The sequence below is a fragment of the Paraburkholderia diazotrophica genome (genome assembly GCF_900108945.1).
In the GTDB taxonomy this organism is placed as follows: domain Bacteria; phylum Pseudomonadota; class Gammaproteobacteria; order Burkholderiales; family Burkholderiaceae; genus Paraburkholderia; species Paraburkholderia diazotrophica.
This window is the reverse complement of sequence record NZ_FNYE01000039.1, coordinates 37,915-59,419: the sequence shown is the minus strand read 5'-3', so window position 1 is coordinate 59,419 and position 21,505 is coordinate 37,915. Positions and strand designations below refer to the sequence as shown.

At 65.1% G+C, this 21,505-nt stretch carries 21 protein-coding genes; 17 read left to right on the top strand and 4 right to left on the bottom strand.

Going from position 1 to position 21,505, the window contains the following annotated elements; genetic code table 11:
- Nucleotides 1–60 precede the first annotated feature (60 nt).
- The 6 genes from BMW76_RS32595 to BMW76_RS32570 all read left to right on the top strand — a co-directional run bounded on the left by BMW76_RS32595 (nucleotide 61) and on the right by BMW76_RS32570 (nucleotide 6,382).
- Nucleotides 61–513 carry a hypothetical protein gene (locus BMW76_RS32595; protein ID WP_090872742.1) on the top strand — a complete coding sequence of 151 codons (453 nt, stop codon included), beginning with the start codon at nucleotides 61–63 and terminating at the stop codon, nucleotides 511–513.
- A gap of 57 nt (nucleotides 514–570) precedes the next feature.
- Entirely contained in the window at nucleotides 571–2,400 is a 1,830-nt protein-coding gene (gene glmS, locus BMW76_RS32590) for a glutamine--fructose-6-phosphate transaminase (isomerizing) (RefSeq protein WP_090872740.1), read from the top strand.
- A 9-nt stretch (nucleotides 2,401–2,409) separates the two neighbouring features.
- Nucleotides 2,410–3,672 (top strand): hypothetical protein, encoded by a 1,263-nt coding sequence (locus BMW76_RS32585; RefSeq protein WP_090872738.1) that lies wholly within the window; start codon nucleotides 2,410–2,412, stop codon nucleotides 3,670–3,672.
- A gap of 200 nt (nucleotides 3,673–3,872) precedes the next feature.
- Nucleotides 3,873–4,244, top strand: coding sequence for a GFA family protein (locus tag BMW76_RS32580; protein ID WP_090872735.1), 372 nt, complete (start codon nucleotides 3,873–3,875; stop codon nucleotides 4,242–4,244).
- A 33-nt stretch (nucleotides 4,245–4,277) separates the two neighbouring features.
- Nucleotides 4,278–5,015: a response regulator gene (locus BMW76_RS32575; protein ID WP_090872734.1), complete on the top strand. Its 738-nt coding sequence runs from the start codon at nucleotides 4,278–4,280 to the stop codon at nucleotides 5,013–5,015.
- Nucleotides 5,015–6,382: an ATP-binding protein gene (locus tag BMW76_RS32570; RefSeq protein ID WP_090872731.1), complete on the top strand. Its 1,368-nt coding sequence runs from the start codon at nucleotides 5,015–5,017 to the stop codon at nucleotides 6,380–6,382. Before BMW76_RS32575 ends, BMW76_RS32570 begins: the two co-directional genes overlap by 1 nt.
- Nucleotides 6,383–6,469: 87 nt before the next feature.
- Here BMW76_RS32570 and BMW76_RS32565 read toward each other — a convergent pair whose 3' ends face one another.
- Nucleotides 6,470–7,348 (bottom strand): LysR family transcriptional regulator, encoded by an 879-nt coding sequence (locus BMW76_RS32565; protein WP_090872729.1) that lies wholly within the window; start codon nucleotides 7,346–7,348, stop codon nucleotides 6,470–6,472.
- Nucleotides 7,349–7,444: 96 nt separating this feature from the next.
- On the opposite strand from BMW76_RS32565, the gene BMW76_RS32560 reads away from it, so the two are divergent.
- The 3 genes from BMW76_RS32560 to BMW76_RS32550 all read left to right on the top strand — a co-directional run bounded on the left by BMW76_RS32560 (nucleotide 7,445) and on the right by BMW76_RS32550 (nucleotide 9,492).
- Nucleotides 7,445–8,428 carry a nitrilase-related carbon-nitrogen hydrolase gene (locus BMW76_RS32560; RefSeq protein ID WP_090872727.1) on the top strand — a complete coding sequence of 328 codons (984 nt, stop codon included), beginning with the start codon at nucleotides 7,445–7,447 and terminating at the stop codon, nucleotides 8,426–8,428.
- 141 nt (nucleotides 8,429–8,569) lie between these two features.
- Entirely contained in the window at nucleotides 8,570–9,022 is a 453-nt protein-coding gene (locus tag BMW76_RS32555) for an SET domain-containing protein (protein ID WP_090872725.1), read from the top strand.
- Between the two features lie 218 nt (nucleotides 9,023–9,240).
- Nucleotides 9,241–9,492 (top strand): hypothetical protein, encoded by a 252-nt coding sequence (locus BMW76_RS32550; RefSeq protein ID WP_090872723.1) that lies wholly within the window; start codon nucleotides 9,241–9,243, stop codon nucleotides 9,490–9,492.
- A gap of 90 nt (nucleotides 9,493–9,582) precedes the next feature.
- On the opposite strand, the gene BMW76_RS32545 is transcribed toward BMW76_RS32550, so the two are convergent.
- On the bottom strand, nucleotides 9,583–11,025 hold the full coding sequence (locus BMW76_RS32545; RefSeq protein ID WP_090872721.1) for an ATP-binding protein: 1,443 nt from the start codon (nucleotides 11,023–11,025) through the stop codon (nucleotides 9,583–9,585).
- Nucleotides 11,022–11,681, bottom strand: coding sequence for a response regulator (locus BMW76_RS32540; protein WP_090872719.1), 660 nt, complete (start codon nucleotides 11,679–11,681; stop codon nucleotides 11,022–11,024). Before BMW76_RS32540 ends, BMW76_RS32545 begins: the two co-directional genes overlap by 4 nt.
- 171 nt (nucleotides 11,682–11,852) lie before the next feature.
- Here BMW76_RS32540 and BMW76_RS32535 point away from each other — a divergent pair, with 171 nt between their 5' ends.
- The 8 genes from BMW76_RS32535 to BMW76_RS32500 all read left to right on the top strand — a co-directional run bounded on the left by BMW76_RS32535 (nucleotide 11,853) and on the right by BMW76_RS32500 (nucleotide 19,629).
- Entirely contained in the window at nucleotides 11,853–12,392 is a 540-nt protein-coding gene (locus tag BMW76_RS32535) for a cytochrome b (RefSeq protein WP_090872718.1), read from the top strand.
- A gap of 244 nt (nucleotides 12,393–12,636) precedes the next feature.
- On the top strand, nucleotides 12,637–12,996 hold the full coding sequence (locus tag BMW76_RS32530; RefSeq protein ID WP_090872716.1) for a hypothetical protein: 360 nt from the start codon (nucleotides 12,637–12,639) through the stop codon (nucleotides 12,994–12,996).
- 89 nt (nucleotides 12,997–13,085) lie between these two features.
- Nucleotides 13,086–14,336, top strand: a complete 1,251-nt coding sequence (gene hpnI, locus BMW76_RS32525; RefSeq protein WP_090872714.1) for a bacteriohopanetetrol glucosamine biosynthesis glycosyltransferase HpnI — start codon at nucleotides 13,086–13,088, stop codon at nucleotides 14,334–14,336.
- A 59-nt stretch (nucleotides 14,337–14,395) separates the two neighbouring features.
- Nucleotides 14,396–15,820, top strand: a complete 1,425-nt coding sequence (hpnJ, locus tag BMW76_RS32520; RefSeq protein WP_090872712.1) for a hopanoid biosynthesis associated radical SAM protein HpnJ — start codon at nucleotides 14,396–14,398, stop codon at nucleotides 15,818–15,820.
- Nucleotides 15,817–16,662: a hopanoid biosynthesis-associated protein HpnK gene (hpnK, locus tag BMW76_RS32515; protein WP_090872710.1), complete on the top strand. Its 846-nt coding sequence runs from the start codon at nucleotides 15,817–15,819 to the stop codon at nucleotides 16,660–16,662. Before hpnJ ends, hpnK begins: the two co-directional genes overlap by 4 nt.
- A gap of 4 nt (nucleotides 16,663–16,666) precedes the next feature.
- Complete coding sequence (locus BMW76_RS32510; RefSeq protein ID WP_090872708.1) at nucleotides 16,667–17,731, top strand: lysylphosphatidylglycerol synthase domain-containing protein; 1,065 nt, start codon at nucleotides 16,667–16,669, stop codon at nucleotides 17,729–17,731.
- A 222-nt stretch (nucleotides 17,732–17,953) separates the two neighbouring features.
- On the top strand, nucleotides 17,954–18,451 hold the full coding sequence (locus tag BMW76_RS32505; RefSeq protein ID WP_245763469.1) for a Fur family transcriptional regulator: 498 nt from the start codon (nucleotides 17,954–17,956) through the stop codon (nucleotides 18,449–18,451).
- A 464-nt stretch (nucleotides 18,452–18,915) separates the two neighbouring features.
- Nucleotides 18,916–19,629 (top strand): carbonic anhydrase, encoded by a 714-nt coding sequence (locus tag BMW76_RS32500; RefSeq protein ID WP_090872706.1) that lies wholly within the window; start codon nucleotides 18,916–18,918, stop codon nucleotides 19,627–19,629.
- Nucleotides 19,630–19,674: 45 nt separating this feature from the next.
- On the opposite strand, the gene BMW76_RS32495 is transcribed toward BMW76_RS32500, so the two are convergent.
- Nucleotides 19,675–21,081 (bottom strand): aminotransferase-like domain-containing protein, encoded by a 1,407-nt coding sequence (locus BMW76_RS32495; protein WP_090872704.1) that lies wholly within the window; start codon nucleotides 21,079–21,081, stop codon nucleotides 19,675–19,677.
- Nucleotides 21,082–21,505 lie beyond the last annotated feature (424 nt).

Sequence of the window (21,505 nt, the reverse complement as noted above, 5' to 3'; positions counted from 1 at the left end):
TCGACATCAAGCATTCGAATTGACATCGCAGATTCAACATTCTCGATAAGGGCAAACAACATGGAATTCCCGATCATCGATGTTTCGAAGCAGTCCGTCTCGCAGTTCGCAACGGAGTGCGGCAAGGCGAGGGCCGTGCGCTTCGTCGCGTGGTATCGCTTCGTGCGGCCCGTGCTCGTGCTCGGCACGTGGGTGCTGGCCGCCGTCTATATCCGCTGGTGTCTCGCGAATGCGAGCGAAGAGGAGCTGTCGCTCGATGCGTTCATGCCGGGCATCATGGGCATCGGCATCGTCGCGCTGTCGATGGTCCTCTGGACCTTCGGCCGCCAGATGGACGCGACGAACACGAATCGCGTGCGCCGCATGCCCGAGGCGGGCAACACGCCGCAACCGGCGACGACGCATGAAATTCCCGAAGGCGATGCGGGCCGCTGCCTCGTCGCGTATCACGACGACGACGGCATGATCTCGCACGTCGTGACGATGCCCGAGTTCGAACGCCAGGCCGCGTGAGCGCCAGCGCCCGCATCGAAACGACAGACACACAACATACGCACCACGGAGACCACCATGTGCGGAATCGTAGGAGCAGTGGCACAACGCGACATCGTCGGCGTTCTCACGGAGGGCCTGCGCCGGCTCGAGTATCGCGGTTATGACTCATGCGGCGTCGCCGTCTTGCAGCATGGCGCGCCGCGCCGCGTGCGCAGCATCGAGCGCGTTGCGAATCTCGCGGAGCAGGTGGAAGACGCGCGGCTGTCGGGCACGATCGGTGTCGCGCACACGCGCTGGGCGACGCACGGCGCGCCCATCACCGACAATGCGCACCCGATCTTCTCGCGCGACGAGATCGCGCTCGTTCACAACGGCATCATCGAAAATCACGAGCCGCTGCGCGACGAACTGAAGGCGCTTGGCTATGCATTCGAATCGGATACCGACACGGAAGTGATCGCACATCTGATTCATCACACGCGCGAGGAGGATGCGTCGCGCGATCTGCTGACGGCCGTGCAACGCGCGTTGCAGCGGCTGCGCGGCGCGTATGCGATCGCCGTGTTCGCGAAGAGCGAACCGGATCGCGTGATCGGCGCGCGTGCGGGCTCGCCGCTTGTGGTCGGCATGGGCGAGCGCGGCAACTATCTGGCCTCGGATGCAATGGCGCTGTCGGGCACGGCCGAGCATTTCATCTTCCTCGAAGAAGGCGACATCGCTGTGCTGTCGTGCAATGGCGTGCATATCGTCGATCGCGACGGCGCGACCGCGCACCGCGAAGTGCAGGCGCAGCACGCGAACCACTACGCGACCGAACTCGGTCCGTATCGCCATTACATGCAGAAGGAAATTTTCGAGCAGCCCGACGTGGTCGCCGATGCGACGGAGCGCGTGCGCTCCATCACGCCCGCGCTGTTCGGCGCGAAGGCGCAGCGCGCGTTCAGCGAGATCGATTCGCTGCTGCTGCTCGCGTGCGGCACCAGCTATTACTCGGCGTTGACGGCGAAATACTGGTTCGAATCGATCGCGGGCATTCCGACGCAAGTGGAGATCGCAAGCGAGTACCGCTATCGCGAGAGCGTCGTGAATCCGTGCGCGATGGTCGTCGTGGTGTCGCAATCGGGCGAGACAGCCGATACGCTCGCGGCATTGAAGCACGCGCAAGAGATCGGTCATCACCATACGCTTGCGATCTGCAACGTGCCGCATAGCTCGATGATGCGGCTTACGGAGCTGCACTATTCGACGGGCGCGGGTCCGGAGATCGGCGTGGCGTCGACGAAGGCGTTCACGACGCAGCTCGTCGCGCTGTTCGTGCTCGCGCTCACGCTCGGCAAGGAGCGCGGCCGCGTCAGCACCGACGACGAAGCGCACGCGCTGCGCCAGCTGCATCATCTGCCCGCTGCGCTCAACAGCGTGCTTGCGCTGGAGCCGCAGATCGTCGCGTGGGCGCAAGCGCTCGCGCGCAAGGATCATGCGCTCTTCCTCGGACGCGGCGTGCATTATCCGATCGCACTCGAAGGCGCGCTAAAGCTCAAGGAAATCTCATATGTGCACGCGGAAGCGTATCCCGCGGGCGAACTGAAGCACGGACCGCTTGCCATCGTCACGAACGAGATGCCCGTCATCACGATCGCGCCGAACGATACGCTGCTCGAAAAGCTCAAGTCGAACATGCAGGAGGTGCGCGCGCGCGGCGGCCAGCTGTATGTGCTCGCCGATGCGGGCACGAAGATCGAAAGCAGCGACGGCGTGCGCGTGATCCAGCTGCCCGGGCATTACGGGCCGCTGTCGCCGATCCTGCATGTCGTGCCGCTTCAATTGCTCGCGTATCACACGGCCTGCGTGCGCGGCACCGATGTCGACAAGCCGCGCAATCTCGCGAAGTCGGTGACGGTCGAGTGAGCGACGAGCATGCGGACGACGTTTGCAGTGCTCGCCGTGGTGGCCGCATGCGGACTTGTTCCGGCCGCGCTGGCGGCGGGAGCCAAGGCAGGAACGCATGCGGGAGCGAAGGCGGGAACCAGCGCGGCAACGAAGGTCGCGAGCGCGTCGAGCGCCCGCGTGCCGACGGGCGACTTGCGCGCCTATATGCACGGCATCGGCGCGACGACGGACGAGCGCGGCGTGACGACGGTGTTCTTCAGCAGTTCGGGCCTGCCGCCGCGCGGCGCGGGCCGCGACCGCAACTGGACACACGATGTCTACGTCGCGCGCTGGACGCCGCGGCAGGCGACGCTCGATCGCCCGCGCATCTTCATCAGCCGGCCTGAGGCGCAGGAACCCGTGTCGGTCGCGCAGAACGACACGGGCCGCGTGATGGTGTCATTCGAGGACGGCTGGAACACGCCGAATCAGGTGAGCCAGCGTTACGGCGTCTACACGTCGGACCTGAAGGGCGTGAAGCCGTATCCGAACGATGTGCTGTCGGGCGGGCACTCAGGTCATGTCGCGGGCGTCGGCTCGCGGTTTGTCGTGTTCTATTCGAACGACTGGATCGACGGCGGCGGTGTCGACAATCTCGGCACGGGCGACGGCGTCTACGTGAAGACCTTCGATGCCGACGGCGCGCTGTTGCAGGCGATCGACGTCGCGCCGCGCGTGCGCGAATGGTGGCCGATGATCGCCGGTTCGCCGACGCGCGCGCTGCTCGTGTGGCAGCAATACGTGAGCGGCGAAACCTACGCGCGGCTCAAGGTCGCGACGCTCGACCCCGCGACGGGCGCGCTCAGCGAGCCGCATGTGATCGCGGAGCGCCTGCAGTACTACACATACGCGGCGGCGTGGGTGCCGTCCGTCGACCGCTTCATCGTCGTCGCTACCGACGACAAAGACAGAGGCTTCGCGGAGCTCATCGATGCGAACGGGCAGACGACGGCGACGCTCGGCTGCATGCCGGCATCGGTGCGCGAGGCAGGCATTGCCGTGATCGGCGCGCGCGCGTTCACGCCGTCGCAGGACGGACGGCTGCTGCATCTGAAGCTCACGCCTTCGTCGATCGAACTCGCGGGCACGCAGCCGTCGCCGATCAAATGGACCTATACGGGCAGCGTCGGGCTCGTGCGCTCGCCGTCGGCTTTGCATTGGGTCGCGACGAGCCCCAAAGGACTACAGGAAGCGGACTTCGATCTGAATGCCGCAAGCGTGCCCGGCGACAAGGATCAGTGCCGGGAGTGATCGGTGCGTTGAACCGGGTGCGTTGAACCGTCTTGAACCGTTCCGCGACGGCATGCAACGTGTCGGGCGAGAGGCGGCGACGCATCATCGGCAAACCCGCCATCCACCCATTTTGTATCGCCGTACCCGCCAGATACATTGGGACACAAAGCAGGGGAGACGTTACGGTATAAAGTCGGCATTGCAATCAGGAGCAAGCCATGACGTCCAACCTTCATCACGGCTCGTGTCACTGCGGCGCGGTCACCTTCGAAGTCGAAACCCCCGTCACGCCTGCCGCGCGCTGCAACTGCAGTCTGTGCCGGCGCAAGGGCGCGCTGATGTCGCCGTTCCTTCCTGCAAGCGCGCTGCGCATCCTGTCGGGCGAGGACAGTCTCACGCTGTACCAGTTCAACACGCACGTCGCGAAGCACTACTTCTGCAAGCATTGCGGCATCTATCCTTTTCATCAGACGCGCAAGGACCCGAATCTGTGGCGCGTGAATCTCGGCTGCCTGGACGGCGTCGATCCGTATGCGCTCGAAGCGTCCGTATCGGACGGCGCGAGCCTGTCGGTGGTCGGCGACGCATAATGTCGAGGACAACGGCGGGCTAAGGAGCCTTGTGTGGAAAAGACGGATCACGTTCTGATCGTCGACGACGACCGCGACATCCGCGAACTGGTCGGCACCTATCTCAACAAGAACGGCGTGCGCGCGACGCTCGCGTCGGGCGGACGACAGATGCGCGCCGCGCTCGCCAGCGAGCGGCCGGATCTGATCGTGCTCGACCTGATGCTGCAGGGCGAAAGCGGCCTCGACCTGTGCCGCGAGCTGCGCGCGGGCGAATTCCAGACAGTCCCCATTCTGATGCTGACGGCGCTGAGCGAAGAGACCGACCGCGTCGTCGGCCTCGAGATGGGCGCCGACGATTACCTCGCGAAGCCCTTCGCCGTGCGCGAATTGCTCGCGCGCATCCGCGCGATCCTCCGCCGCGCGCGCATGATGCCGCCCGGCAACGAGCAGGCGAGCACGTCGCACTTCCTGTGCTTCGGCGACTGGCGGCTCGATACGATCGGCCGCAATCTGATCGACAGCGAGGGGACGATGGTCGCGCTGAGCGGCGCCGAGTACCGGCTGCTGCGCGTGTTCCTCGATCATCCGCAACGCGTGCTGACGCGCGACCAGCTATTGACGCTCACGCAAGGGCGGCAGACGGAACCGTTCGACCGCTCGATCGATCTGCTCGTGAGCCGCGTGCGCCAGCGTCTGCGCGACGACGCACGCGAGCCGCGCTACATCAAGACGCTGCGCAACGAGGGCTATGTGTTCTCGTCGCTCGTCACGCCGGAGGACCGCGCGTGATGAACGATGCAGCCGGCCGCCTGCGCGGTCTGTGGCCGCCGCGCACGCTGTTCGTGCGCCTGTCGCTGATCTTCTTCGCGGGGCTGATCGCCGCGCAGACGCTGTCGTTCTGGCTCACGATGACCGAGCGCAACGAGTCGATGACGCATGTGATGGTCGGCTACATCGGCCAGGAAGTGACGAGCTCCGTCGCGCTGCTCGACCGGCTGACGCCCGCCGAACGCGTCGAATGGCTGCCGAAGCTCGCGCGGCGCAGCTATCGCTTCGTGCTTGGTCCGGGCACGAGCGGCATGCCGCCGGATGCGACGCTGTCCCGGCAGATCGGCGCATCGATCGCGAAGGACGTCGGCGCGCGCTACAACGTGACGGCCAATGCGGTGCCCGGCGAGCGCGAGCATCTCGAAGTGCATATGACATTGAGCGACGGCTCGCCGCTCACCATCGACATGCATCCGATGCACGGGGTTCCGCTGTCGCCGTGGCTACCGCTGGTGCTCGTTGCGCAACTCGCGCTGCTGGGCGGCTGCGCGTGGCTCGCAGTGCGCCTCGCGACGCGGCCGCTCGAACGTCTCGCTCAGGCGGCCGACACGCTCGGCCCCGACCTCGCGCCCGCCGCGCTGCCGGAGGACGGGCCCGAAGAAGTCGCGCGCGCGTCGAAGGCGTTCAATGCGATGCAGGCACGCATCGGCATCTATATGCGCGAGCGTCTGCAGATTCTCGCGGCCGTTTCGCACGATCTGCAAACGCCCATCACGCGCATGCGCCTGCGCGCCGACCTGCTCGACGACGAAGCGGAGCGCGCGCGTCTGCAAAAGGATCTGAAAGAGATGGAGCTGCTCGTGCGCGAAGGCGTCGCGTATGCACGCACGTTGCATGGCGCCGACGAGAAGCCCTGCCGCATCGACCCCGATGCGCTGATCGAGAGCATCGTCAGCGACTATGCGGATGCGGGCGACCGCGTGTCGCTGACGGGGCACGTCGGCGAGCCGGTGACGACGCGGCCGCAGGCGTTGCGCCGCATTCTCGGCAATCTGATCGACAACGCGCTGAAGTACTCGGGCGGCGACGAAGTGACCGTCGAAATGAGCGCCGAAATGAGCGCCGAAATGAGCGCCGAAATGAGCATCGACGCCGCGCGCGCGCGGCACGTGTCGATCGCCGTGCTCGATCGCGGCCCCGGCATTCCGCAGTCGCAACTCGACGCCGTGTTCCAGCCGTTCTATCGCGTCGAGACGTCGCGCAATCGCGAGACGGGTGGCACGGGTCTCGGGCTCGCGATTGCGAAGCAGCTTGCGCAGTCGATGGGCGCGACGTTGACGCTGCGCAATCGCGAAAGTGGCGGTCTCGAAGCACGTCTCACGCTCTGAAGGACCACTTCTTTTTAAGGCGCGCTTCGAACGTTCGTAGGCGCTTCGCGGGCGCTTCAAAGGCGTTTCGTACACCCTACGCAGACCTTACGCGGCGCGCTTCACCGACGCGCGCACATAATCGACGAAGCGCGTCACGACGGGATCGTCGCGCTCCGTCTGCCAGGCAAGACCGACGCGCCATTGCGCGGACGCATCCTTCAGCCGCAACACGCGCGCGTCGCGCAGCAGATGCTCTGCGCGCGAAGGCACGAACGCCGTGCCGACACCCGCAGCAACGGCGGCCAGCACCGACTGGATATCGTCCGCCTGCTGGATCACGCGCGGCACGAAGCCGCGCTCCGCACACCATGCGTCGATCATGCCCGACAGCCCCGGGCCGCGGCTGCGCACAAGCGCAATGAAGCCGAGTTCGTTCAGTTCATCGAGGTTCGCGGGCACGCGCTTCCACGTCGCGTGCGGCGGCACGGCCAGCGCAAGGGATTCTTCGACGACGGGAAACGCCGACAGGCCCGCGCTCGCGGGCAGGCGGACAAAGCCCACGTCGAGCTTGCCCGCGAACATGCGCCGCGTCTGCTCCGCCGACGACAGATCGTTCAGCGTGACGCCGATGTTGGGATTGAGCCTGCGATACGCGGCGATCAGGGCCGGCGCAAGCGTGAGCGCCGACAGGCACAGGCCGATGCGCAGATGGCCGCGCCCGCCGCTGCTCGCTTCGCGCGCGCGGGCGAGCACGTCGTCGGCGTCGCGCACGAGCGTTTCGGCATCGGGCAGGAACACGGTGCCGAAGGCCGTCAGTTCCGCGCCGTGCCGGCCACGCTCGAAGAGCCGCGCGCCGAGGCTTTCCTCGAGCGCGACGATCTGCTTGCTGAGGGCCGGCTGGCTCAGATGCAGCGCCTGCGCCGCACGGCCGAAATGGCGCAGGTTGGCGACCGTCAAGAACGCGCGCAGCAGCCGGATTTCCATTCTTCACCGTTATCGTTTCGATCAGATTATTCATTTTACGTATCGAATAGCCGGAGGTCCAATGGAGGCATTTCATCGATTCTTATCGGGTCCATCATGTCCTCTCTGCCCACGACGACGCTGCGTGTCGCGTCGATGCTGTTCACTTCGCCCCGTGGCGCGACGGCCGATAACGTTGCGCGAACGGTCGCTGCGATCGAGCGGGCCGCGCGCGATGACGTCGGACTCGTGGTCTTTCCCGAAGCATGTCTGACGGGTGGCATTGGCGAAACCGCTTCGTCGGATGCGCGCAAGATGCGCCGCACGGAGCTGAGGGCGCTTGCGCTGGGCATCGAAAGTGCGCCCGTGCTCGCCGTCGCCGATGCTGTCGAGCGCACGGGCGTCGCTGCGGGCGTCGGCCTGATCGAAGCTGCGCCCAACGGGGAGTTGTTCAGCAGCTATATCGTGTGCTTGCCGGGCGGCGTGCGGCACGTGCATCGCAAACTGCAGCCGGATGGCGAGCGCCATCTCGCGCGCGGCGACCGCTTTACGGTATTCGACACGCGCGGGGGATGGCGGCTCGCGGTGCTGATCGGCGGCGACAACTATCTGGTGGAGAACGCGCGGATGGCGGCATTACTCGGCGCGCGGCTGCTCGTCGCGCCGCATGCGCGCACGGGCGCCGGCGACGCCGCGAGCAACGAATGGATGCGCCGCGCGTTGCCGGCGCGCGCGATCGACAACGGCATGTTCGTCGTCTACAGCGACGGCGCTTACGGCGAAATCCAGGCGGGCGAGCGCGAAGATGCAGGCGAGGGCGGGGCGGCCGCGATCGTCGATCCGTGCGGCAATGTGATCGTGCAAAACCGGCAGCGTAAGCACATCGACGAGATGATCGTTGCGGACCTGGACCCGGCGTTGATCGGCACGAGCCCCGGGCATCGCTGGCTCGATGCGAGGCGCCCCGACCTGTATGCGCGGCTCGCAAGCGTGCGCGACACGCCACTGGACTCACGCGGATTCGAATCACGCACGGCCAGCGCGCGCGGCTCGGTGCCCGTGAGCTTTGCGATGGTGAGACGCGAACGGACGCAGGGCTGATCGAACGCGACGCCTGCTTTCGTTATCCCATTCCGATGCACGCTTGCGATGCATGCAAGAGGATCAACATACGCACATCGATAACAGCGCATTTTTTTCGCGCCCTATACTTAGCCGATGAATCCTCTTCGAAAGCAGGCCATGCGTCGTTTATCAGTCAGGCGGTCGCCCATTCATGGCAAGGGCGTGTTCGCGCTGTGCGCGCTCGCGGCCGGCGAGCGCATCATCGAATACAAAGGCGAAGTGACGTCATGGCGGCGCGCCGCGCGGCGCATCGAGCGCAGCGGTGACTATGGGCATACGTTCGTGTTCGGCCTGTCGGATGGGCGCGTGATCGACGGCAGCGTCGGCGGCAATAGCGCGCGCTGGCTCAACCATGCGTGCAAGGCCAATTGCGAGGCGGTCGAAATCGACGGACGCGTTTTTATCGAAGCCGCCGTCGATATCCAGTGCGGCGAAGAACTGCTGATCTCGTATGGTCTGTCCGTCGACGATCCGCAAGACGAAGAAACACGCCGTCAGTACATATGCCGGTGCGGATCACCCGCATGCCGGGGCACGATGCTCGCCGTTGCGGACGACGCGCGCGCATGAGGCGGCAGCGCTTGCCTGCATTCACCTGTCGATAAAGCCGGCTGACGATCAGCTGACCGTGCGTGTCGCGCGTGGTTCCAGACCGTACACGCCGTCTGGGCGGACCTGTGGCTGGGCTGTGCCGTCGGCTGTATCACAGGGCTGTAATGCCGGGCTGTAACTTCGGGCTGTAACTCCGGGCTGTGATACAGTGCCCGCAGCGTTCCAGAGAGGCGTCCATGACAAAACGACCACGGAAGACCACGCAGTCCCCGGCTCCGACCTTGCCGGCGTTGCTCATCGAACTGGAAGCGTCGCTGCCGTGCCTGATGGCGCAGCCCGCCGCTTTCTCATCCGCGCTGGTTCGCGTGTACCGTTGCCTCGACCGCGCGAGCGCGCCGATCCGGCAGCGCGCGCAGCGAGCCGAGCGGCCCGCGCGAAAAAAAGCGTCGCGCGCCGACATGCCGATGTCGCTGCCGCTCTTTCCCTGAAGCCCGAATCCCCGAGCTTTTCCGCGTTGCGCCCAACATACGGACCCACACCGCGTGTTCTTGCACACGCGCCGCATCGACTCGCGTCGTTTATGGCCTGAGCGGCTCGACAGCCTGACCGGCCCGCGCGTGCTGCACGCGCGGAAATGCAATCTGCACTGCGAGCCCGCGCCGCCCGATCCCCGAACCGATGTGAATCTGCGCGTCGAAATGCGTGGCGATGCGCGCGACGATCGACAGCCCGAGGCCGCTGCCATTGCCGCTCGCCGTTGCCGCCGAGCCGCGGAAGAAGCGGTCGGTCAGACGCAGGCGCTCTTCGTCGGAAACGCCCGGGCCGTTGTCGGAGACCGTCAACGCAACGCTTTGCGCATCGGCCAGCACGCTGATATGCACGCGACCGCCGACATCGCCGTACTTGATCGCGTTGTCGAGCAGATTGTCGATCAGCGTGCGCGCGAGCACGCGATCTGCATACACTTCGGCGTCGCGATCCCCGGCCAGCACGATGGCCATCGACTTCTCTTCGGCATGAGGCGCGCGGAACGCGATCGCTTCGCCCGCGACTTCATGCAGTTTGACGGGCAGCGTCGTGACCGTCTCGCGTTCGTCGAGCCGCGCGAGCAGCAGCAGTTGCTCGGCGAGACGCGCGCTGCGGTCGACACCCTGTACCACCCGGTGCATCGCCTGTTGACGCTGCGCGCCGTCCTGCGCGGCGAGCGCCACTTGCGCCTGGACCTTGATCGCGGCGAGCGGCGTCTTCAGCTCGTGCGCCGCATCGGCCGTGAACGCGCGCTCGCGCATGATCGAGTGTTGCAGCCGCGCGAGCAGCTGATTGATCGCGTCGACGAGCGGCTTCACTTCGGCGGGCGACGGATTGACGTGGATCGGATCGAGGTTGCGCGCGTCGCGCGTGCGCACCGCCTTCGAGATCGTCGAGAGCGGCCTGAAGCTATGTCCGATGCTGAACCAGACGAAGAGCGCGAGCACGGGCAGGGCGATGGCCATCGGACGTGCGATCCGGCTCGCGACGCCCGTTGTCAGATCGCTGCGCATATTGGCCGGCTCGAGTACGCGCACGGTGCGGCCCGTCGCGCTGTCGCGCAACGCATAGGCGAGCCACATGCGTCCGCCGATCGCCAGCCGGTGCACGCCTTCTGCCGTCTCACCCGGCTCGACGGACGTTTTCAGCGCAATGAGGCCGGGGCTTTCGACGATCAGCTGGCCTGCCGCATCGCGCATCTCGAAGAGCGCATAGCGCGGCTGCGCATCGCTGTCGTCGTAGACGGCGGGCGACGCGCGCGTGTATTCGTTGCGCACGTCGATGCCCGTCGCGGCCAGCTTCGCGAGATTGGCCGCGTCGAGCTGGATCAGCAGATGCGCGAGCTGGATCAGGCGCGCGTCGTCCCATTCGTCGACTTCGCGCGTCGCGTTCGTGAAGCTCCACGCGAACATCACCGCCCATACGGCGCTGACGCTGACGAGAATCAGCCACATCAGCCGGCGGCGGATCGACGTCGAGCGCGTTCCCGTCATGCTTTGTCCACGACGTAGCCGAAGCCGCGCACGGTGCGGATCACGTCGCCGCCGAGCTTCTTGCGCAGATTCGACACGTGCACTTCGATCGCGTTGCTCTCGACTTCCTCGTGCCAGCCGTACAGGCTTTCCTCGATCCGCGAGCGCGGCTGCGGCACGCCCGCATGCGTGAGCAGGTGGATCAGCACGGCCCACTCGCGCGCGGTGAGCGGCACGCGCGCGCCGTCCTTCGAGACCGTTTGCGCGACGGGGTCCACGGTCAGCCCGCGCCATGCGATCACGTCGGTGCTGCGGCCTTGCGAGCGGCGGATCAGTGCACGGCAGCGCGAAACCAGTTCGGCGAGATCGAATGGCTTGCCGATGTAGTCGTCGGCGCCGGCGTCGAGGCCGCGCACCTTGTCGGCGGCCGTGTCTCGTGCCGTCAGCACGAGCACGGGAATGTCATTGCCGCGCAGGCGCAGCGCCTTGAGCAGATCCATGCCGGAGAGCTTCGGCAATCCCAGATCGAGGATCAGCAGCACATAGGGCGTGGTTGCGAGCGCCACTTCCGCATGCTGGCCATCGCGCGCCCAATCGACCGTAAAGCCGGCGTTACGCAACGCGACTTCGAGTCCGCTGCCAATCAGGTCGTCGTCTTCGACGAGAAGGATGCGCATAGATGTCAAATCTGTTTTAGGTCTGTTTGATGAGAGTCTATCGCGTATGGCATATGTATACATGGGCCGCGCGGCATCGGCAGGACTTAAGCATTTCTTCAGATTGAGCCGCTAGCATCGCCCGGTACCCGCTTGCAGCAACGGCGCCGCCCCTTCACGACGAGGTAAACGATGAACCTGAACGCACTCACTCAACGCCCTGCCTACGATGGCATCGCGCGTCTGCTGCACTGGCTGGTGGCGCTTTTGATCGCCGCGCAGTTCGTGCTCGGCTGGACGATGCCGGACGTGCATCGCGATACCGTGCCCGACGGGCTGATCGCGTGGCATCTCGGCGTGGGCGCGGCCATCGTCGCGGCCGTCGCATGCCGGATTCTCTGGCGCATCACGCATCAGCCTCAGCCCGCCGAACTGACGCCCACGCTCAGCTTCATCTCGCGCGCGACGCATACGCTGCTGTACGTCACGCTCGTCGCGGTGCCGCTCGCGGGCTGGGCGAACGCGTCGTCGCGCGGCTGGGCGGTCAAGCTGTTCGGCATGGTCCGCTATCCCGACCTGACGCAGAACGGCTCGCAGACGGGCCACGCGCTCGGCGATGTGCATGGATGGCTCGCTTGGGCGCTGCTCGCGCTGATCGTGCTGCACATCGGCGGGGCGCTCTTCCATCGGATCGTCCTGAAGGACGACGTACTGCAACGCATGCTGCCGTAGTTGCCGCAGTGGCCGCAGTCAAGCCACAGTTAACCGTAAGCCATGAGCAATATGCCGCAAGGCATCTGAAACGGCCGCCGCGCCGAAGGGGCTTAATATTCCCTTCAGAATCGGGTCGCTACCATCGGGGTGCCGTGTCCGGCAAGGTTCGGACACGTTCGAATTCGTCGCACCGTCACGCGAACTTCACGCGAGGGGAGTAGCCACAGCGGGCCGGTGCGCGTCATGTAGGGCTGGCTGTGTGATGAAGCAAACCACTGTAGAGATGATCCGGGCACACGTCGTCACGGCTTCCGTTGCTGCGACGGCCATTGACGTGGCAGTCGTCAGCCTGCTTTTCTTCTGCAAATTTCCGGAGTCGATGTTCGAGACGGCTTCGTTCCGTGTGCTTACGTTTACCTTATTGCTCGCTGCCGTTCTCGCCACGCGCCACGCGGCGCATATCGCGTTCCGCGCGGCCATCCGGCGGCGTCATGCGCGCTTCGTCGGGCCACGGGAGGATGCCGTTTGTGTGTCCTCCCTGTGTCCGGCGCGCAGACTTGTGATTCTTCATCTGCATTTCACCGGCATGCCTTACGTTCCCGTCAACCGGACGGGATGGTGACCGCGCGTTGTGACGCGTGTCATCCGTTTATGCGCGGCTGTCAGCGTGACGGCCAGCTTTGAAGTCTTTTTGCCGGAGCAACTGAAACCATGCAGGACGCGCTGCTGCACATCTACTGGCTGCCGACCGCGCTTGCGCTCGGGGCAGCGGTGTATGCCGTCATTGCGGTGGTGGCCTCGATCGTTTCGATGTCGCGTGTGGCGGCGTCCGAACGGCGCGTCGCGCCGATGCCCGTGAGCGTGCTGAAGCCGCTATGCGGTGCCGAGCCCAGGCTCTTCGAGAATCTCTCTACGTTTTGCGAGCAGACGCATCCGTGCTTCGAGCTGATCTGCGGCGTATCGCGCGCCGACGATCCCGCCGTCGCGATCGTCCATCGCTTGCAGACCGTTTATTCCGAACGCCAGATTTCGCTCGTGATCGATCCGCGCATCCACGGCACGAATCTGAAAGTGAGCAACCTGGTCAACATGGCCGAATGGGCGCGGCACGACGTGTTCGTGATCGCCGACAGCGATATCGCCGTCGAAGCCGATTATCTGGAGCGCGTGTGCGCGCCGCTCGACGACCCGCAGGTCGGGATCGTCACGTGCCTGTATCGCGCGAAGGGCATCGCCGGGTTCTGGTCGCGCGTGGGCGCGCAGTTCATCAACGAATGGTTCGTGCCTTCCGTGCGCGTCGCGCATATGTTCGGTTCGACGCGCTTCGGCTTCGGCGCGACGCTCGCATTGAAGCGCGCGACGCTCGAGCGCATCGGCGGCTTCGAACGTCTGAGGAACACGCTCGCCGACGACTACTGGCTCGCCGGGCATGTACGCGAGCTCGGCTTGAACACGGCGCTGTCGCCCGTCGTCGTCGAGACCGATGTGACGGAATGCACGCTGCCCTCGCTATGGGATCGCGAGACGCGCTGGCTGCGCACGATCCGCTCGGTGAACCGCGCGGGCTTCACGTTCCTGTTCGTGACGATCACGCTGCCATGGATGCTGTGCAGCGCGTGGCTCGCGTTCGCGCTGCACGGCGGCGCGCATTCGCCGGGCCTCGCGCATGGCGCGCTTGCGCATCCCGCTGTGTCGATCGCGCTGATCGTCGCGACGGTGACGGGAATTTCGGCGCGCGTCATCCTGCATGCGATGATGAGCGCCGAGCGAAACATGTTCTGGCGCGATCTCGCGCTGACGCCCGTGCGCGATGCGCTGATGTTCGCACAGTGGCTCGCGGGATCGTTCGGCTCGACCGTGGTGTGGCGCGGCGTGCGCATGCCCGTCGAGGAAACGGACAGCGCGGCGGCCGTGTTCCGGCGTGAGCCCGTCAAGGCACTCGAAGTATCCGACGGCCGCTGAATGCGCTGCATTCGCAGCAGTGGCGCGTTCGGCTCAATTGAAACTCGTGGAAAACGACTATGAAAAAGACGTTATTTTTGCAGGCGCCGTCGTACGACGGTTTCGATGGCGGCGCGGGGTCGCGCTATCAGGCGAAGCGCGAGATCCGCTCGTTCTGGTATCCGACGTGGCTCGCTCAGCCGGCTGCGCTCGTGCCGGGCAGCCGCGTGCTCGATGCGCCCGCCGATGGTTTATCGGTGGAAGCGACGCTTGCGATCGCGGCGGAATACGAGGTCGTCGTCATTCATACGAGCACGCCGTCGTTCCCGACGGATGCGCTCTTCGCCGAGCAGTTGAAGGCGCGCGCGCCGAAGGTGATGGTCGGCATGGTCGGCGCGAAGGTGGCCGTCGATCCGCACAACTCGCTGACCGCGAGCGATGCGATCGACTTCGTCTGCCGCGAAGAATTCGATTTCACCTGCAAGGAACTCGCCGAAGGACTGCCGCTCGCGCAGATCAAGGGCTTGAGCTATCGCGCCGCCGACGGTTCGATCGAGCATAACGAAGCGCGCCCGATCCTCGAAAACATGGACGAGCTGCCGTTCGTCGCGCCCGTCTATCAACGCGACCTCAAGATCGACAACTACTTCATCGGCTATCTGAAGCATCCGTATGTGTCGATCTACACGGGGCGCGGCTGCCGTTCGCGCTGCACGTTCTGCCTGTGGCCGCAGACGGTGGGCGGCCATCGCTATCGCACGCGCTCCGTCGAGAACGTGCTCGAAGAAGTGAAGTGGATTCGCGACAACATGCCCGAAGTGAAGGAGATCATGTTCGACGACGACACGTTCACCGACTTCAAGCCGCGCGTCGAAGAGATCGCGCGCGGTCTCGGCAAGCTGGGTGTCACGTGGTCGTGCAACGCGAAGGCGAATGTGCCGTATTCGACGCTGAAGATCATGAAGGAAAACGGTCTGCGTCTGCTGCTCGTCGGCTATGAGTCCGGCGACGACCAGATCCTGCTGAACATCAAGAAGGGCCTGCGCACCGACATCGCGCGCCGCTTCTCCGATGACTGCCGCAAGCTCGGCATCAAGATTCACGGCACCTTCATTCTCGGCCTGCCGGGTGAGACGCAAGAGACGATCAGGAAGACGATCGAGTACGCGAAGGAGATCAATCCGCACACGATTCAGGTGTCGCTCGCGGCCCCGTATCCCGGTACGACGCTCTACCAGCAGGCCGTCGAAAACGGCTGGCTCGAAGAGAACAAGGTGATCAATCTCGTCAGCAAGGAAGGCGTGCAGCTTGCCGCCATCGGCTATCCGCATCTGTCGCGTGAAGAGATCTATCACCACCTCGAACAGTTCTATCGCCAGTTCTATTTCCGGCCGTCGAAGATCTGGGAAATCGTGCGCGAAATGCTGATGAGCTGGGACATGATGAAGCGGCGTCTGCGCGAAGGCGTCGAGTTCTTCCGCTTCCTGCGGGCTCACGAGGCATGACGCAGCCGGGCAGGCCCCGACGCGCACTGATCGTTACCGCCGACGACTTCGGCCTGCATACGCGCATCAACGAAGCCGTCGAGCGCGCGCATCAAAACGGCGTGCTCACGGCGGCGAGCCTGATGGTCTCGGCACCCGCCGCCGCCGATGCCGTGCGGCGCGCGCAGCGCAATCCGACCTTGCGCGTCGGCCTGCATATCGTGCTGGCCGACGGCGTCCCCATGCTCGCGACGCAACTCGTGCCGGCGCTCGTCGACAGGCACGGGCGTTTCGGCGACCGGATGGTGCGCGACGGCTTTCGCTTTTTCTTCCTGCCGGAAGTGCGCCGTCAGTTGAAGGCGGAAATCCGCGCGCAGTTCCAGGCGTTCGCGCATACGGGGCTGAAGCTCGATCACGTGAACACGCACAAGCACTTTCACCTGCATCCGACGGTGCTCGCGCTGATCATCGAGGTCGGCAGCGACTTCGGGTTGAACGCGATGCGTCTGCCGTATGAACCCGGCGCGCCGGCGTGGATCAGACCTTGGATGGCTCGCGTGCGCAAGCAGTTGGATAATGCAGGAATCGCGCACAACGATTACGTGATCGGCATGTCGCAGACGGGGCGGCTCGACGAAGCGGCGCTGCTTGCCGCGCTCGCGCGGCTGCCGGAAGGGGTCGGAGAGATTTACGGTCATCCGGCTGTGGCCGGAGACGGGGCGATCACGCCCACGATGCAGACATACCGGCACAGCGACGAATTCGACGCGCTGGTGTCCGGGCGCGTTGCATCGGCAATTGCCGCGAGCGGGGCCATCACGGGCGGTTTCGCCGATGTGTTCTCGCAGCGGACTTACGTATGACGAAGTGATGAAGTGGCTTAAATGGTTGGGGTTGCCGGTGGGCATCGCGGTGCTGATCGCGCTGGCGCTGCACGGCGGGATGGACGATGTGCTGCGCGCGATCGGCGCGGCCGGCTTTGCGCTGTTGTGGCTCGTGCCGCTGCATGCGCTGCCGCTGCTGCTCGATGCGCAGGCATGGCGGCTGCTGCTCGGCAAGCGCACGCCGCTCGCGTATCTGTGGTGGGTCGCGACGGTGCGCGAGGCGGTCAGCCGGCTGTTGCCGGTGGCGAGCATCGGCGGCGAGTTTGTCGGCGTGCGGCTTGCGCGCTGGCGGGCGGATGACGCGAGCGTGGTCGGCGCGTCGGTGATCGTCGAGGTGCTGGTGACGATGGCCGTCCAATACGTGTTCGCGGCCATCGGTCTCGTGATGATTGTCGCGCAGACGGGGCACGACGCGATGCTCGTGACGGTCGGCGCGGCGCTCGTGCTGTCGCTGCCGTTACCCGTCGTCGTGTTCGTGCTGTTGCGGCGCGGCGGGCTCTTTCACGCGATCGAGCGATGGTCCGCGCGTCTGCCGATGAGCGAGCATTGGGGCGTCGAGCGCATGGGCGGCGCGCGGCTCGATGCCGCCATCGATGCGTTGCTGCGCGAACCAGGCCTGCTGCTGCGCGCGTTTCTGTGGCAGTTCGCCGGCTATGTGCTGGGCGCGTCCGAGGTGTATCTCGCGCTGTGGATGCTCGGGCATCCCGTTTCGATCGGCGGCGCGATCGCCGTCGAGGCGCTCACGCAAGCCGCGCGGCATGCGGCGTTTTTCGTGCCGTCGGGGCTCGGCGTACAGGAGGCCGTCGTCGTGCTGCTCGCGCGGATGTTCGGCGTCGACGAGCACACGGCATTTTCGCTTGCGCTCATCAAACGGATGCGCGAGGTCGTGTTCGGCTGCGTTGCGCTCGCATCGTGGCAGACGGCCGAGCTCGTTCGCAACCGCGTCCGCGACCGCCAGGACGCGTGGCGCAAGAATCCGTCGCTCAGACCGGCCGAGCATCGCGTGCCGTCTCGCGATGCCGTCGAGCGCAAGCGTTCTTCGCGCTGATTTGATTCTGTGTAGTGGCAGCGCGCGATTCGCGCGATGTGAGTTGCGCACGCTGGTTCGCGCAGTGGATCAAATGGCGCAAGTGGAGCAACTAGATCAACCGCATGCGCAACGCGCGCGCTTTACCGAACGCGAATCGCAATCAACAAGGTTCCGGAAATGTGCGAGCCGATGTCATAGGCTGGAAGCCGGTACCTTCCGATCGATACAGAACGGCTGCGCATGCCGCCACGTTCCCCATCCCCGATACATCCCCTCGACGCGCTGAGGCGCGCCGGCCTCGCAGGTACGGCCGCGCAGGCTGCCGTGCTCGATTATCTGCAGCATGCGGAGCACGGCCACTACAGTGCGGAAGAGATTCATCGGCGCATTACGGCGAGCGGCGAGCGGATGAATCTGTCGACTACCTATCGCGTGGTCAATCAGCTCGTCGACGCCGAGCTCGTCGCGAGCGTGCCGCTCGGCAAGCACCATAGCCTCTATGAGCTGAATAGGGGCAAGGCGCACGACCATTCGTATGCGTCGTGTGCGGACGCGTCGAGGAATTCTCCGACCCGGCGTTCGACCGCCGGCGCAACGCGATCGCGAAGAAGTTCGGGATGCGCTTCGTCGGCAGGACGCTGGCGTTGCAGGGTATCTGCGCCGCATGCACGGCGCGCACGCATCCGCCTCGCACGCGGACGGAGCGAACGTAGTTCAAGCAAGCAGGGCAGGCGATGAGCCGCTACCGCGCTTGCATGCGTTTGCGCACGCAGGAAAGGACTGTTCACCCGAGACGGATTAATCCGCCGCACGGGAACCGCTAAAGTGGCTCGTGTGCGCGGTGGTCCCTTCGCGCGCGAGAGAGCTTCCCCCGGTCTCCGGCACCCGGAGACCGGGGTTTTTTTCGATTGCTCCGGTTTTTTGATGCGGGTAACGTGAGATCGCCTCTTGAGAACAGGCGAGCTTTTGTCGAGCCCCGCGCCGCTCCGATCACGTCCGGCCGGGGCTTTTTTTCCGCCCAGCGCTTCTGTCCGAACTTCTGCCCGAATTTCTGCCCGAATTTCTGCCGGCAGCATCGCGCACCGCGATCCGCTGCGTTCTTCCGCCTCCGCTGGACCGCACCCGTCCGTCAGCTGACGCGAACCCGTCGTACACTCTCCTTCAATCATCATCGAGGCGCACTGCGAAGGGGGACCATTTTCATGCCGGACGATCTGCTCAACACGAGGCGCCTTCGCGATCCGGCGAACCCGGATCTGCTACATCTGCTCGAAGGGGTCGAGCAGTTCAGCGACCAGGTGTTTCCCGCCACCCAGGCGCTCTTCGAGAGCCTCGCGCAAGGGCAGGCGCCGCATACGCTCTTCATCACATGTGCCGATTCGCGCGTGTCGCCGGAAATGATTACGCAGACGCATCCCGGCGAGCTGTTCGTGTGCCGCAACATCGGTAATATCGTCCCCGCTTACGGCGAGATGCTGGGCGGCGTGTCAGCCGTCGTCGAATATGCGGTGCTTGCGTTGAACGTGAGGCAGATCGTCGTGTGCGGACACAGCGATTGCGGCGCGATGCGCGGGCTCGCGGGCACGGCTCCGATGACAGCCGAAGACATGCCGACCGTCAACGCCTGGCTGCGCAACGCGGAGACGGCGCGCAGCGTCGTGCAGGCGCGCAACGTGGGCCGCGATCAGCTCGTGCAGGCGCTCGTCGAAGAGAACATCCGGCTGCAACTGATGCATCTGCGCACGCATCCGTCCGTCGCGGGGCGGCTCGCGCAACGGCGCCTCGATGTGCAGGGCTGGGTGTACGACATCGGGCACGGGCGCATCACCGTCTTCAACGATGAAAACGACCGGTTCGAGAGCGTGAGTGAAGCGCGTGAGCGGCTCCAGTTGCTTACGCGGCAGCAGCGCGGTTGAGTCGGCTTAGCCTTCATTCGCTGCCGCCGGCGTTTGCCTGTCGGTTCATCCGCCCAGTTTCGCCGCGCGCCGCAGAAATCCCATCGCGCGCTCGTTGTCGAGATACGCGGTGTTGAAGCGGACCCACGGCGTCGGCTCGCCGTGCGGCCGGTAGTAGCTGCCGGGCTGCACGGTGATGCCCGAGCGGGCCGCCTCGGCGACGAACACATCCGAATTCGGCACGCCGGGCACGCGCGCCCACACGAGCGTGCCGCCGCAAGGCTCGTCGAACACCTGCCAGCCGACGCTTGCAAGCAGTTCCACCGCCGTCGAGATCGCGCCGTTCACGCGCCGGCGCAGCCGCTCCAGATGCTTGCGATAGGTGCCGCGCTCGAGCAGCGCGGCTACCACGCGCTCGCTGAAACGCGTACCGCCGAGGCTCGTCAGCGCTTTCACTTCGACGAAATGCTTGACGAGCCCCGCTTCCGCCGCGATATAGCCGAGCCTCAGCGACGACGACAGGCTCTTCGAAAATCCACCGATGTACACGACACGCGTGAGCCGGTCGAGCGACGCGAGACGTTGCGTCGGAATGGTCTGGAAATCGGCATACACATCGTCTTCGACGATCATGAAGTCGTGCTCCTGCGCGAGTTGCAGCAGCCTGAAGCCGACGTGCGGCGCCACGTTCGTGCCCGTCGGATTGTGAAAGACGGTGTTGAGGAAAAAGAGCTTGGGCCGGTGCGCTTTCAGCAGCGCTTCGACGGCTTCGACATCTGGCCCCGTCGACAGACGCGGCACGCCGACCAGCTCGATGCCTTGCAGCTTGAGCAGGCCGAACAGGTTGAAGTAGCCGGGATCTTCGACGAACACCGTGTCGCCGGGTTTGAGCAGCATCCGCACGACGAGATCGAGCGCCTCGCTGGCGCTGTTCGTCACCATGATGTTCTGCGGTTCCGCCGTCACGCCGACAAATGCCAGCCGCTGTTCGATCTGCAGACGCAATTGCGGGTCGCCTTGCGGGATCGCGTAATCGATCAGGCTGCGGGCGTCCGTGCGCGACGCCTGGCGGATCGCCTGCGCGATTCCTTCGACATCGCGCCACGCTTCGGGAATGAAGCCGATCGACAGATTCAGCACTTCGTCGGGCCGCTCGAACTGGCGCAGGATCTGGTCGGACTCGGGCGTCGCGCGGATCGCGTCGAGCCCGCGCGTGGCACGCGGCGCTTTTTCGAACTGCTCGGCGACGTAGTAGCCGGAGCCGTGCTTCGGCTGGAGCAGGCCGCGCGTGGCGAGCCGGTCGTACGCCTCGATGACGGGAAAGCGGCTGATGTTGTGCTCGGCCGCGAACTTGCGGATGGACGGCAGGCGCATGCCGACGCGCAATTCGCGCGACAGGATCAATGCCTCGACCTGCCCGACAATCTGCTCCGTGAGCGGCGTGGAAGTTGCGACGTCGAGGGTAATTTTCATTCGCCTCCCGTTCAAAGTGTTCGAGCAAGTTCACCGAACACTTCGCGCAAATTGATCGAAAGTGTTCATTCCAGTCGTCGAAGTTTACCGGAACAATAGGTCCGACGAAGAGAATTCTTCGCGCAGATTGTTAGCTGAAAATGGCTTTAAATCAATAGCTTGCTTAGCATTTGGCGAATTCGCCAATCGCCGGTGAAGACGGCCGAACACTTTGAGTGATCGTACGAAAGCAGAACTGTATCGAAAGGACTTCCGAGGCCGTGCGAAACGACATGGCCCAGCAGAACCTGAGAGAACCGAACCTGAGAGAAACCATCGAACGGCGGCCGCTAACGAGACTCCGACCGGACCGACCAGTCTGAAATCGACCTTTGAGCGCGCTCCCCACTGCGGGAGCGCCCGTTTTGTGGGTCGAGCGTTCAGT

Coding starts and splice junctions, on each gene's coding strand:
- BMW76_RS32595 (WP_090872742.1), top strand. CDS start 61: ATGGAATTCCCGATCATCGATGTTTCGAAGCAGTCCGTCTCGCAGTTC.
- glmS (WP_090872740.1), top strand. CDS start 571: ATGTGCGGAATCGTAGGAGCAGTGGCACAACGCGACATCGTCGGCGTT.
- BMW76_RS32585 (WP_090872738.1), top strand. CDS start 2,410: ATGCGGACGACGTTTGCAGTGCTCGCCGTGGTGGCCGCATGCGGACTT.
- BMW76_RS32580 (WP_090872735.1), top strand. CDS start 3,873: ATGACGTCCAACCTTCATCACGGCTCGTGTCACTGCGGCGCGGTCACC.
- BMW76_RS32570 (WP_090872731.1), top strand. CDS start 5,015: ATGAACGATGCAGCCGGCCGCCTGCGCGGTCTGTGGCCGCCGCGCACG.
- BMW76_RS32565 (WP_090872729.1), bottom strand. CDS start 7,348: ATGGAAATCCGGCTGCTGCGCGCGTTCTTGACGGTCGCCAACCTGCGC.
- BMW76_RS32560 (WP_090872727.1), top strand. CDS start 7,445: ATGTCCTCTCTGCCCACGACGACGCTGCGTGTCGCGTCGATGCTGTTC.
- BMW76_RS32555 (WP_090872725.1), top strand. CDS start 8,570: ATGCGTCGTTTATCAGTCAGGCGGTCGCCCATTCATGGCAAGGGCGTG.
- BMW76_RS32550 (WP_090872723.1), top strand. CDS start 9,241: ATGACAAAACGACCACGGAAGACCACGCAGTCCCCGGCTCCGACCTTG.
- BMW76_RS32545 (WP_090872721.1), bottom strand. CDS start 11,025: ATGACGGGAACGCGCTCGACGTCGATCCGCCGCCGGCTGATGTGGCTG.
- BMW76_RS32540 (WP_090872719.1), bottom strand. CDS start 11,681: ATGCGCATCCTTCTCGTCGAAGACGACGACCTGATTGGCAGCGGACTC.
- BMW76_RS32535 (WP_090872718.1), top strand. CDS start 11,853: ATGAACCTGAACGCACTCACTCAACGCCCTGCCTACGATGGCATCGCG.
- BMW76_RS32530 (WP_090872716.1), top strand. CDS start 12,637: ATGAAGCAAACCACTGTAGAGATGATCCGGGCACACGTCGTCACGGCT.
- hpnI (WP_090872714.1), top strand. CDS start 13,086: ATGCAGGACGCGCTGCTGCACATCTACTGGCTGCCGACCGCGCTTGCG.
- hpnJ (WP_090872712.1), top strand. CDS start 14,396: ATGAAAAAGACGTTATTTTTGCAGGCGCCGTCGTACGACGGTTTCGAT.
- hpnK (WP_090872710.1), top strand. CDS start 15,817: ATGACGCAGCCGGGCAGGCCCCGACGCGCACTGATCGTTACCGCCGAC.
- BMW76_RS32505 (WP_245763469.1), top strand. CDS start 17,954: ATGCCGCCACGTTCCCCATCCCCGATACATCCCCTCGACGCGCTGAGG.
- BMW76_RS32500 (WP_090872706.1), top strand. CDS start 18,916: ATGCCGGACGATCTGCTCAACACGAGGCGCCTTCGCGATCCGGCGAAC.
- BMW76_RS32495 (WP_090872704.1), bottom strand. CDS start 21,081: ATGAAAATTACCCTCGACGTCGCAACTTCCACGCCGCTCACGGAGCAG.